The sequence below is a fragment of the Bacillus salacetis genome (genome assembly GCF_003581585.1).
Lineage (GTDB): Bacteria > Bacillota > Bacilli > Bacillales > Bacillaceae_B > Rossellomorea > Rossellomorea salacetis.
This window is the reverse complement of sequence record NZ_QXIR01000002.1, coordinates 15,500-27,000: the sequence shown is the minus strand read 5'-3', so window position 1 is coordinate 27,000 and position 11,501 is coordinate 15,500. Positions and strand designations below refer to the sequence as shown.

At 44.4% G+C, this 11,501-nt stretch carries 10 protein-coding genes; 3 read left to right on the top strand and 7 right to left on the bottom strand.

Annotated elements, in window-relative coordinates:
- Positions 1–26: 26 nt before the first annotated feature.
- The 3 genes from D3H55_RS01840 to D3H55_RS01830 all read right to left on the bottom strand — a co-directional run bounded on the left by D3H55_RS01840 (position 27) and on the right by D3H55_RS01830 (position 2,245).
- Entirely contained in the window at positions 27–224 is a 198-nt protein-coding gene (locus tag D3H55_RS01840; protein WP_119545204.1) for a hypothetical protein, read from the bottom strand.
- Positions 225–432: 208 nt separating this feature from the next.
- Positions 433–1,110, bottom strand: coding sequence for a GNAT family N-acetyltransferase (locus D3H55_RS01835; RefSeq protein WP_240628455.1), 678 nt, complete (start codon positions 1,108–1,110; stop codon positions 433–435).
- A 337-nt stretch (positions 1,111–1,447) separates the two neighbouring features.
- Positions 1,448–2,245 (bottom strand): TIGR00266 family protein, encoded by a 798-nt coding sequence (locus tag D3H55_RS01830; protein WP_119545202.1) that lies wholly within the window; start codon positions 2,243–2,245, stop codon positions 1,448–1,450.
- 196 nt (positions 2,246–2,441) lie between these two features.
- Here D3H55_RS01830 and D3H55_RS01825 point away from each other — a divergent pair, with 196 nt between their 5' ends.
- Positions 2,442–2,636, top strand: a complete 195-nt coding sequence (locus tag D3H55_RS01825) for an alpha/beta-type small acid-soluble spore protein (protein ID WP_119545432.1) — start codon at positions 2,442–2,444, stop codon at positions 2,634–2,636.
- A gap of 276 nt (positions 2,637–2,912) precedes the next feature.
- Here the strand turns inward: D3H55_RS01825 and speD are convergent, their stop codons facing one another.
- Entirely contained in the window at positions 2,913–3,734 is an 822-nt protein-coding gene (gene speD / locus D3H55_RS01815; protein ID WP_119545200.1) for an adenosylmethionine decarboxylase, read from the bottom strand.
- Positions 3,735–3,955: 221 nt separating this feature from the next.
- Between speD and D3H55_RS01810 the strand changes: the two genes are divergently transcribed.
- Positions 3,956–5,098 carry a CAP-associated domain-containing protein gene (locus D3H55_RS01810; RefSeq protein ID WP_168412928.1) on the top strand — a complete coding sequence of 381 codons (1,143 nt, stop codon included), beginning with the start codon at positions 3,956–3,958 and terminating at the stop codon, positions 5,096–5,098.
- A 266-nt stretch (positions 5,099–5,364) separates the two neighbouring features.
- Here D3H55_RS01810 and D3H55_RS01805 read toward each other — a convergent pair whose 3' ends face one another.
- Positions 5,365–7,950, bottom strand: a complete 2,586-nt coding sequence (locus D3H55_RS01805; protein ID WP_119545199.1) for a DEAD/DEAH box helicase — start codon at positions 7,948–7,950, stop codon at positions 5,365–5,367.
- A 31-nt stretch (positions 7,951–7,981) separates the two neighbouring features.
- A complete protein-coding gene (locus D3H55_RS01800; protein ID WP_119545198.1) occupies positions 7,982–8,794 on the bottom strand; it encodes an Fpg/Nei family DNA glycosylase in 813 nt (270 codons plus the stop codon).
- Between the two features lie 513 nt (positions 8,795–9,307).
- On the opposite strand from D3H55_RS01800, the gene D3H55_RS01795 reads away from it, so the two are divergent.
- Positions 9,308–9,553, top strand: a complete 246-nt coding sequence (locus D3H55_RS01795) for a hypothetical protein (RefSeq protein WP_205685314.1) — start codon at positions 9,308–9,310, stop codon at positions 9,551–9,553.
- 42 nt (positions 9,554–9,595) lie between these two features.
- Here the strand turns inward: D3H55_RS01795 and D3H55_RS01790 are convergent, their stop codons facing one another.
- Positions 9,596–11,500, bottom strand: a complete 1,905-nt coding sequence (locus D3H55_RS01790) for a PTS fructose transporter subunit IIABC (protein ID WP_119545197.1) — start codon at positions 11,498–11,500, stop codon at positions 9,596–9,598.
- Position 11,501 lies beyond the last annotated feature (1 nt).

The following is an 11,501-nucleotide window of genomic DNA, read 5'->3' as shown; positions in this document are numbered from 1 at the left end:
AAGAATCCAATTATAGAATCGGTTCTCTAATATTTTCTTTTTTGGATGGCTTTCTGCTTTTCCATCAAGCCGTGAGATTTTTCAATAATATCTGTAAGCACATCGCCTTTATAAATTCTTCCAAGCTTTGTGTTTTCTTGATAATATTCCACAATTTCTTCAAGCATATCAGCCGTTTCTTTCGCGATACGGACATTCAACTGAATTCTGTTTTGATCACTCACAGTAAGTAAACTTCCTTTCCTGACAGCGTTCTAGCACTGGTTATCAGTCTGCTAGCATCCTGATAACATCCGACTAGTGAATGATATCATGATAATTTGTTGTTTACAAATGAAATTTGTCGCAATATGCGGAGGGTGGGTTTTCATAAGAGAATAATGACGGGTATTTGCTGCATACATTTTATAAAAAAAAACCTCAGTATTGAGGTTAAGGTGATTCACTAATGAAGAATGGATTTCGCCATTCCATCAGAGCAGCATGATTCGCTGACTCCTCATCCTCCAAGTAGCCGGGGAGGACTCCGACAGGTAAGCGGCCGCAGCGAAGCAGGAATGATATGACTTGATCCTGTAGCTCTCCATTGACTACCTTGTCCAAGTAGTCGCTTGCCTTCATTTTATCTGCGACTTTACCGTAACCCGGCATTCGCCCTCCTCCTAAAAGCCTTTCTTTATTAAGATGAACGACTACTTCGTACATTGCATGCATGAGGGATTTTCCCAGTCCCAAGCTTCTATATTGCGGTGATATCCCGATATCGACAATGTACAGAGAGTCCCCATCTGGATCGTGTGTTCCGATATATCCGTTGTCTGTCACCTCGGACCACGAATGCCTGATGTTTTGAGGATCGAAAGTTGTCTGCATCCCTGTTATTGATCCGGCGATTTTCCCTTGTACTTCTATGCAAAGCGCACCTTCAGGGAAGAGCTTTACATGGTTGGCCAATTGTTCATCGTTCCACCATAATTCAGGAGGAAATGGCGGGGGAAAGCTCTCCTGCTGTACTTTGATCAGGTCTTGAAAATCAGAAGGTGTATAGGTCCTGATGACCGCTTCAATCGGTTTGTCCCCCTTAAACACATATAATTTTTTTCGGTACAATAGAGTGCCTCCTGTCCATCTGTAGTAAAGGGGTGGCATTGCATGGATTGACCAATTTTCCCACTATCATTTTCCTTGTATGGGCCATCAAATTTTTCCAACAGAACAAGTGTCATCAAAGTAAGAAGAAGAAATATGCCTATGATGCCTGTAATCAATGCAATGGAGTAGAAAAAGATCTTCATAATCCCGATTTCTTAATCCTTTTGTTATCATTATGTATTAAAATAATCTACCCCTTAAATTCTGACTTTTCTAATAGTTTATCAAAAACCGCAGCAGTCGTTAACCAAAAAGTTCAGGGAAAACAATACAAGCGGCGTTCGCCGCTTGTTGATCAACCATCACCATTCAGGAAATCGCCAAGACCGCCTAATAAACTGCCCTCACCCCTTGACTGCCCTCCACCTTGTGGAGCACTGGCAAACACCCTGTCAGCAAGGCGGCTGAACGGGAGTGATTGGATCCAGACCGTTCCCGGACCTTGAACTGTCGCAAAAAAGAGGCCTTCCCCTCCAAAGAATGCAGACTTAACTTTTCCAACATATTCAATGTTGTAGTCAACATTTTTTGTCATGGCTACGAGACAGCCGGTATCCACCCTCAGCTTTTCTCCAGCCTGGAGATCTTTCTTGTGGATGGTTCCGCCGGCATGGAGGAAAGCCAGCCCATCTCCTTCCAATTTCTGCATAATGAACCCTTCACCACCAAAAAAACCAGTACCCAGTTTCTTTTGAAAGTCAATCCCTACTGAAACACCTTTAGCTGCACAAAGGAATGAATCCTTTTGACAAATGACTTTACCACCCATTTCACTTAAATCGACTGATATGATCTTTCCAGGATAAGGTGCAGCAAAGGAAACATGTTTCTTTCCTCTGCCTTCGTTAGTGAATACGGTCATGAATAAACTTTCTCCAGTCAAAACGCGTTTACCCGCACCAACCAATTTGCCGAAGAAACCTGACTTTCCATTGGAAGAGCCATCGCCAAATATGGTTTCCATTCCAATTCCGTCCTCCATCATCATCATTGCCCCTGCTTCTGCAATCACGCTTTCACTTGGATCAAGTTCGATTTCGACAAACTGCATATCATCCCCGTGAAGCTGGTATTCAATTTCATGAGAGTTCATTATGTATCCTCCTATATAGTGAATTCTTCCTATATATTCTGCTGAATAGCTGATAATTCCTTCTCTTATTCCTAAAGATTTGGGTTGGGAATCTTTCCGCAGGCACGCGGTAATTATTGGAGGTATGAAGTTATGTAGGATAGCGGAAATTAAAGAAGAGCATAATGCTCAATCCTTCATCGGGAGTGATTCCACCATGGCAAGAAACAAACTTATTGTCCCTGGATCAGAAAGTGTATTGAACCAGATGAAAGAAGAAATCGCCAATGAGTTTGGAGTAACACTTGGGGCAGATACAACCGCACGTGCCAATGGCTCTGTCGGCGGGGAGATGACCAAACGTCTTGTCGCCCTGGCTGAACAGACGCTGGCTGAAGGACAGAAACAATAATGATGAGCCCTCTTCTAATGAAGGGGGTTTTGTTCTGGCAAGGCTCTGTTCGTAAACTTTGTTGCTATTCAATATAAATTTCAACTTATATCCTGATATTTCATCGTAAAAACCCCCGGTGAGAAGGAAAGAAAAGAGCTGCTTGTAATTTTTCGAGATTAAAACCCTTTGTATACAGGGGAAAAATCCGGCCTGGGATTTTTCCGAAATCAACAATATATGTGAAAACAGCATTAGGCAAAAATAAACGCCCCTGTCTTCCAGGGGCGAAAAAAATCATTCATTTGGACTTCCCGGCATGTTTTTTCCATAAAAGATCTCATCCATCTCCAGCTGCAGCTTATTTGTTATTTCCTCTGCCTCTTCCTGGTTTAGCTTATCTTTGGAATAGCCAAACAAATAATGGTTCAAATCAAAGTCTTTCAGCTTGCACTTAGTATGAAATACATTCTGCGGATAGACATTGACATCGATCATGTCATATTCGTCTTTAATCTCTTCAGGGATATAGTTCTGGATGGAATTGATATCATGATCGATAAAAAGCTTGCGGCCGTTGATATCCCTGGTGAAGCCCCTGACCCTGTAATCCATAGTCATTACATCCGTCTCGAATGAGTGAATGAGGTAGTTCAGGGCCTTCAGCGGCGAGATTTCACCGCATGTCGATACATCTATGTCCGCCCTGAAGGTGCTTATTCCTTCATGAGGATGGTATTCCGGGTAGGTATGAACTGTGATATGGCTCTTATCCAGCTGCATGGTAACCGCAGAAGGAAGCGGGCCGGGAGATTCATCAAAATGTTCATTCGGCACTTCGACAATGGGACCTTCAGATACGAGGATCGTGACTGAAGCTCCTTGCGGGACATAGTCCTGCTTTGCTATATTGAGAACATGGGCACCGATGATATCCGACACATTGGAAAGGATCTTGGTCAGCCTGTCCGCATTATATTGCTCATCTATATATTCAATGTATGCTTCGCGTTCTTCACGTGTTTTCGTGTAACAGATATCATACATGTTAAAGCTCAAAGACTTCGTCAGGTTATTGAATTCGTGCAGCTGTATTCTTTCTTCATGAGACATTTTCATGATACTTTCCCCCCAGGTAAAAATTATGTAAAAACTCTTCGTTTTTAACTCGTTGATATTGTCTATGATACCCTGTCAATCGGATAATAAAACGGTATTCTTCTACAAAGGGAGGAATGGTGGAAGAAGATTCCAGATGGATAACCTGCAATCAGTACACTGCAAAGTTTTTGAAAGCATAGAAATCGGGTAGAATGGAAAGTAAGGATGGAGCGTGAATTATGAGACGTTTACTATTACTGGTATTGATTATAGTGGTTGCCTATAATACAAAACCCTATTGGGAAGATTACATTGACACATCTCTATGGAATGATGCTGCTGCCCAGCTTGATTCCTTTAAGGAAAAGCCTGAGGTGAAGAACACCCTTAATGACCTGAATGAACGGTTCAGTGCTCTCATCTTTGGTCTTGAAGACTCACTGAAAGAGGCAAAGCAGGACGGAAAAGAAACTCAGGAGGCTGCTGATGCTGTCGAGGTCAGCAAGCCTCAGCTTTCCAAACCGGATAACCAAGTGTTCTCAGTCCATAATCTTGAAATCGGTGATACCAGGGAACAAGCTGAACAAATTCTCGGCGATCCTGTAAGGTCCTCGGTAAATGAGTACGGTGTTGAGTGGTATACATATCATGAGGATTATCATAATTTCATGATGGTCTCATTTGATGAAACCAATCAGGTCAGCGCCCTTTATACCAATCAGGACCTTATTGCCTCCGACTCCGGTGCGGGGTTGAACAGTTCGAAGGATGAGATTCACCAAGTTCTCGGTGAACCCATATCGAAAATCAGAAAAGGATTAGTCTATTATCAGTTACAGAATAACGGTGAATATGAAATCTACCAGCGGGATGACAGCTATATCACCGTATTCTATGACAAACATGAAAATGATACCGTCACCGCGCTGCAGATCATCGACGAAGACCTCGAACAGGATAAGAAAGAAATCTATGCTTCTGAAACCGGGGAACTTAAAGAAGGTTTTGAGTACCAGCTGTTTGACCTTACCAATGCCACGAGGGTCAACCATGGGCTCCCGGTATTGACATGGGATGATCATGTTCGCAGCACAGCTCGTGAGCACAGTCTCGATATGGCTGAGAATAACTATTTTAATCATACAAATCTTGCCGGACAATCTCCCTTCGACAGGATGCAGGAAGATGACATCACCTTTACGGTGGCCGGTGAAAACTTGGCATATGGCCAGTTCAGTTCAATTTTCGCTCACGAAGGTTTGATGAATTCCGAGGGCCACCGCAAGAATATTTTGAAGGAAGAGTATGAGTTCCTGGGTGTAGGTGTAGCCTTTAACCAGGAATCACAGCCTTACTATACGGAGAATTTTTATAGAGACTAAAGAAACCGCGCCTGCTATGGTGCGGTTTTTGTGTATAGGGGATGGAACTGCAGGCATAAAGGCATCTTTAGTGAAAAGTGGAATTTGAACTCACAGTGATGGATTAGAGGCTTGAACTTTAGTTTTCAATAGTAATTGCCGCCAAGTGCCGGCACGAGGCCATACGCCCTGAAATAGACGAGGGCTGAAGTCCTGCCCGCCATTTGAAAGCCAAAAGAAAAAAACCGCTTCCACCCTCGGAAGCGGATCCTATGTCCTTTTGCCTCTTACCTGCTGTCCTTTCGCTCCCTTCTGCCGCCCCGTTTCCGTACCCGGGAGTAGTGGCAGCTGTCACAGATTGGAAACTTAAATCCGGAAGGAAGCCTTTTTCCGCATCTTTTGCATTTCATAGTCATCGTTGACACCTCGGTATCGAGGCTTTCATGTACACCATCGGCGATATCATCCCGAAGGCGTTCCCAGTAAATTGCTTCGGTTCGATGCCCCAAGCGGTATAGGAATAAAAGATGCAGGCCGACTGCTTTATAGGCTACCTCCTGCTGTTCCAGGTTCTTGCGCTTAAGTTTTGGTTCAGGCAGGTCAGTTCCACTAATAATTGCATCCATCGTTTCAAGCCATTGTGAGGTTAACTCAGGTTCCTTCTTTGAAAACGGCAGATGCAGGAACCCGTATAGATCCATCATCGACAGCCTGCCCTCTATTTCTGTTCCTCTCACTAATTCATAAAGTTCTCTTTCTTCGTAAAGGGAAGCTTTTTGCGTGCCGAATGGGCTTTCGAATTTTTCCCAAAGTTCGAAGAATCGCCCCAGGTCATGGTGGTATTTCTGGAACCTTTCAAATACGGATGTTGTCGGGGCGATGGCGAAGGACTGCACAGGTTCGTCTTCCTGTTCAAGAAGCTTTGCCATCCTTTTTATATCTTTGGTAAAAGCAACTTTCCCTACATCATAGATTCCCTTTCTGCCCGCGCGTCCGGCTATTTGCTTTACTTCCTGGGAAGCAAGTGTTCTTCGTCTGGTCCCGTCGAACTTATCATTTTCCAGGAACACAATCCTTCTGATCGGCAGGTTCAGTCCCATTCCGATTGCATCGGTTGCCACGATGACTTTCGTTTCGCCTTTGATAAACCTTTGCATTTGCTTCTTCCTGGTTTCGGGAGGCATGCTTCCATATATCATGCTGACTGAATGTCCGCTGTTTTGCAGCTTCGAAGCTGTTTCAAGCACCCGCCTTCTGGAAAAGCAAACAAGTGCGTCCCCTCTTTTAGCGTGCTTCAATGAAAATTCACGCTGTTCCACTTCAAGGGGGATGTCCCGGCTGTATTCATTGATTTCAACCTCGCAATTCTCCAGCAGTCCGAGCAGCATTGGCTTTACATTGCGGCTGCCGATAATATGGACTTCCCTTGCCCTCGCTTTGGTTATAGCTTTAAACCAGGAAAATCCCCGGTCTTTATCCGCCATCATCTGAGCTTCATCAATTACTACTACATCATAACTTTCTTTCTCATAAAACATTTCTACAGTACAGGACACATGCCTTGACCCCGGGACGGACTTCTCTTCTTCCCCGGTTTTCAAATTACATGGCACCCCTTCGTTATTAAGGCGGTCATATACTTCCAGGGCAAGCAGGCGCAAAGGCGCAAGATACAATCCGCTTTCCGCTTGCTTCATGCTTTCCAATGCATGATGTGTCTTTCCGGTGTTTGTTTCGCCTATATGAAGAATATATTTTGTGTTTCCGCCCAGTGAGACACTGTATTCCCGTCCAAATATATCATCCATCATTCTGTCTTCTTCTTGTTTTTTACGATGAAGTTCCGCTAGTTCCGCTGCCCTTCTTTCTGCCCTTCTTGCAACGTCTTTTTCATAAATAGCTGCATGGTCTTCCTCGTTCTGGGAGTCTGCCAGATCTAAGAGGTCTTCCACATACTCTTCCTGGAGGTGATCCATATAAATGGCTGACTGATCAAAAAAATCATGCTGCATCCATTTCCGGATTTCAGATGATGACAGTGCGACATCAAAAGCGCTTTGATGCATATTCAAGTGCTCTTCAGAAACCAGGGAAAGCAACGATTTAGGGAATGTCTTCATCACAAATTGGGAAACGTACTCTTCATAGACAAAGTAGTAAGTTTCATATTCCCAATAACTTCTGCCGCGGTGAAGAGTACGATGAATGAGCCCGTTCAGTTCCTGGAAGAAATCAGAAAGTGTTCGATAATCTTCGGGGTTGAATGGCCCAATTTCTTTCAGTTGTTCTTCCAGCATGAAAGTATCTACCTGTTCATACCTGACTTTTTCCTTTAAATCACTTACAAGCTTACGGGCAACGGCGAATCTTACTGGCAGGTACCAGCTTTGCTTTCGTTCTTGAAAGGTGTTTATCAGGCTTTTCATGATCTCCTGAGTGACTCTCTTCTGCTCGTCCTCAATCTTATCCTGTTCCAAGCGGAGAAGATATCCTTCCCTTGCTGTCTCATACCGTTCCTTCCATTGATCAGCCTGGGAATCAGCCAGCCCCTGAAGCCAGGGAATGACTTCAAATGGCTGAAAATCCCTCATCTCGTTCCGGAAAACCTGATTGATAACCTTTTTGTCGATCCCTTCCACTTCATAATCCTTTTCACGGAGGAAGGCTTTCTTTTCACTTCTGCTCACGAAATTTGTAACTTTATTCAGCCAAACGTTAACCCATAATTGTTCTATATAATGGATCCTCTCATTTAGGTAATCGTCAAAGGAAGGTGCCTCTTCCTTTGTTTCCATGAACCGAAAGATATCTTCTTTTATTTTCCGTTTCGTGTCTTGTAATGCTTCTTCGTGGAGTTCCGTCAATTTTCCCATTTCTTATCACCTTTTCTGTACTGCTGTAAAACTATTTCTGGCAGTTGCTGCAGTAGAATGTTTTTTTTGAAGAGATTTCCGTTTTGCATATTTCATTTCCGCATCTGGGGCAGGGTTCTCCTTCCCGGTCATATACCAGGCATTTTCGGTTGTAGCCTCCAGTAAGTTTATCTTCTGAATGAAAAGGTTCACTCATATATCCGCCGCTGCCGATAGCATCTTTTAGAATGAACTGCATTGAATGATAGAGCCGCCCTGCTTCGGGCTTTGAAAGTTGATTTAATTTCCTGGCTGGGTGAAGACCTGCATAAAAGCACATTTCATCTGAGTAACAATTTCCTATGCCAGATAGGAAGCCTTGATTGACCAGTGTTGCCTTCAAGCTTCCCCTCCTGCTGCCGGCCAGTCCGATGAATTGTTCAGCTGTGAACTCAGGACTCAATGGTTCAGGCCCCAAATCATCAAGCTCTTTGTTTGTGTATTCAAGTCCTTCATATAAATGTAAATACCCAAGACGGAGGCCGATAAAATATAAATTCTCATTTCTGAAAGACAACCTGATCTGGACGGTTCTATCGGGTTTGTCTTGTTCCTGTCCGAAAAACATCCAGCCTCCGAGCATTAAGTGCAATAGTAATACTACATCATTATCAAGGTGAAACAGCAAGTGCTTTGCTCTTCTTGTCACCTTTTTTACGGAATGGTTTTGAACAAGGCGGATGAAATCAGTTGTTGGTACATTTATTGACTTTTCCCTGCCGATCTCAACATGTGTAATTTGTTGTCCTGAGATTCGCTGCATCAGCAAAATCTTGTAATTCTCCATTTCGGGCAATTCAGGCATAAGATTCACGCTCCTGTCCTTTTCCATTATCTTTTCCATCATCATTCAAAAAACAAGTCCCATAAATGGGAAACCAAGCTTGGGAATTATTTTGCTTAATACTCAGGTTGCTGAAGTGCATATTAACAAGGAACTACTCCTTCAAGAACTTTTTGTAAGGCGGGGAAAGCAGTACCGGACGCTGGGCCAATGGTCAACATATGATGGACAGGGGAATTTCAAATACATCCAGCAGCCGTAAGCGATGGGACAGAAACCGGAACTGCAGCCGGCACCTCCTTCCATTCTCGGCACCCCTCCAGAAGCTCTACGGAAAATTCAGGGCCTGGGGAAAATGGATCCCCTGCAGTAAATCTAATTTAATTTAATATATAACGCATTAACGCACCGGGGGACAGTCCCCTGGTGCGTTAATGCGTTAAAAACTGATCAAGCCTTTTTTTTGCCTAATTACAAACCTTAAACTAATTTCTTCCATAGTATGAAGTGAATGTTATTTTAGGAGGGTGCTTAATGTATAGAGATGAATATCCAATGTATGACCATGACGAGAGAATAATTCCTTTGCTCGCTGTAGGAGCGGCTACTGGCGGTTTTGGCGGCTGGGGTTATGGCCGCCCTGGTTGGGGTTATGGACCAGGCTGGGGTTATGGAAGACCAGGCTGGGGATATGGTTTCGGCCGTCCGGGATGGGGTTATGGAAGACCAGGCTGGGGCCGCCCGGGCTGGGGATACGGCCGTCCAGGATATTGGCGGTAATACACAAACAAAAAGAAGGCCGGGGCTCCGGCCTTCTTTCTGTTATTGTTGAGCCGGCTTTTTAAGCAGGCCGACCATTACAGCAGTAACTGCTGAACCGATCAGTACGGCAAGGATGTATAACAAAGGATTACCCTGTACTACCGGGAAAACAAAGATTCCTCCGTGAGGTGCAGGAAGTCCGATGCCGAATGCCATTGCAAGCCCTCCGGCTACTGCCGAACCGACGATCGCAGATGGGATGACGCGTCCCGGATCTGCCGCTGCGAATGGAATCGCACCTTCTGTGATGAATGATGCACCCATGAAGTAACATGTGAAACCAGCTTTTCTTTCTTGTGCAGTGAATTTATTTTTAAAGAATGTAGTGGCTAATGCCAACTCAAGCGGAGGAGCCATACCTCCGGCCATGATTGCCGCATGCGGACCGAAGTTTCCGGCATCAATCATGGCAATGCCGAATGTGAATGCCGCCTTGTTGATTGGACCGCCAAGATCGACAGCCATCATGCCGCCAAGAAGGATCCCTAGAAGAACAAGGTTTGTAGTCCCCATGCCTCCAAGCCATTCCTGTAATTGCTCATTAATGAAAGAAACAGGTTCATTGACAACAAACAGCATTATCAGCCCTGTGAGTAATATCCCAAATACAGGGTAAAGCAATACCGGCTTTAACCCTTCAAGCCAGTTTGGAAGATTCGCAAACAACTTCTTAAGCAGTAGAACAATATAACCGCCAAGGAAACCGGCGATCAATCCGCCAAGAAAACCGCCTCCGCCGGTAGCTGCAAGGAAACCGCCGACCATACCGGCAGCAAAACCAGGTCTGTCCGCAATGCTCATAGCGATGAATGCAGCCAGCACAGGAATCATTAAGCCAAAGGCACCTGTTCCGCCGCCAATTGTACTTAGTGCCTCAGCAATTGGGTTATAGGTTTCATGGTTGGGGTCAGCTGCCTGAATACCGAACATGAAGGAAATCGCAATTAAGATACCTCCACCGACAACGAATGGGAGCATGTTGGAAACACCATTCATCAAATGTTTATAGAAGCCGCTTCGTTTTTCTTTGGACTCCCCTTCATCTTCTGCAGCTTTGCCGCTGCCTTCGTAAACGGGGGCATCTCCATTCACTGCCCGGTCAAGAAGCATATCCGGATTCCGGATTCCTTCTGCTACAGGAACCTGGATGACTTTCTTGCCTTTGAAGCGCTCCATTTCAACTTTTGTATCAGCTGCAACAATGATAGCGACTGCATTTTCGATTTCAGCTTTTGTCAGTTGATTCTTTGCGCCGCTTGAACCGTTCGTTTCAACCTTGATCTCAATATTTTTTTCTTTCGCTTTGGCCTTAAGGGAATCTGCAGCCATATAAGTATGGGCAATTCCTGTTGGACAAGCTGTAACGGCAAGAACTTTTCCGGTTCCGACTTCTGTACTTGGTGATTCTTCTACCTGAGGCTGTTCTTCAGGCTCTTCTTCAGCTAAGACTTCTTTTTCTTTTTCATCAATCAGATTCAGTACCTCTTCCTCACCGGCTGCATTCATCAATTTCTTTCTGAATCCATCATCCATCAATAAAGAAGAGAGGCGTGAAAGTGTTTCTAAGTGGGCGTTATTTGCTCCTTCAGATGCGGCAATCATGAAAAACAAATGACTATTCTGGGCGTCAAGAGCTTCATAATCAATTCCATCTTCCGACCGTCCGAAAGCGATTGCCGGTGTCTTAACAGATGCTGTTTTCGCATGCGGAATGGCTATGCCTTCACCGATCCCTGTAGTGCTTTGTTCTTCTCTCGCCAGGATGGCTTTCTTATATCCTTCTCGATCATTCAACTTTCCTGCTTCATCAAGCTTTCCGACAAGCTCATCGATGACATCAGCTTTGGAGCTTGATTTCAGATTAAGAATCATCGTGTTTCTCTGTAGAAGTTCTGTTATCCTCATT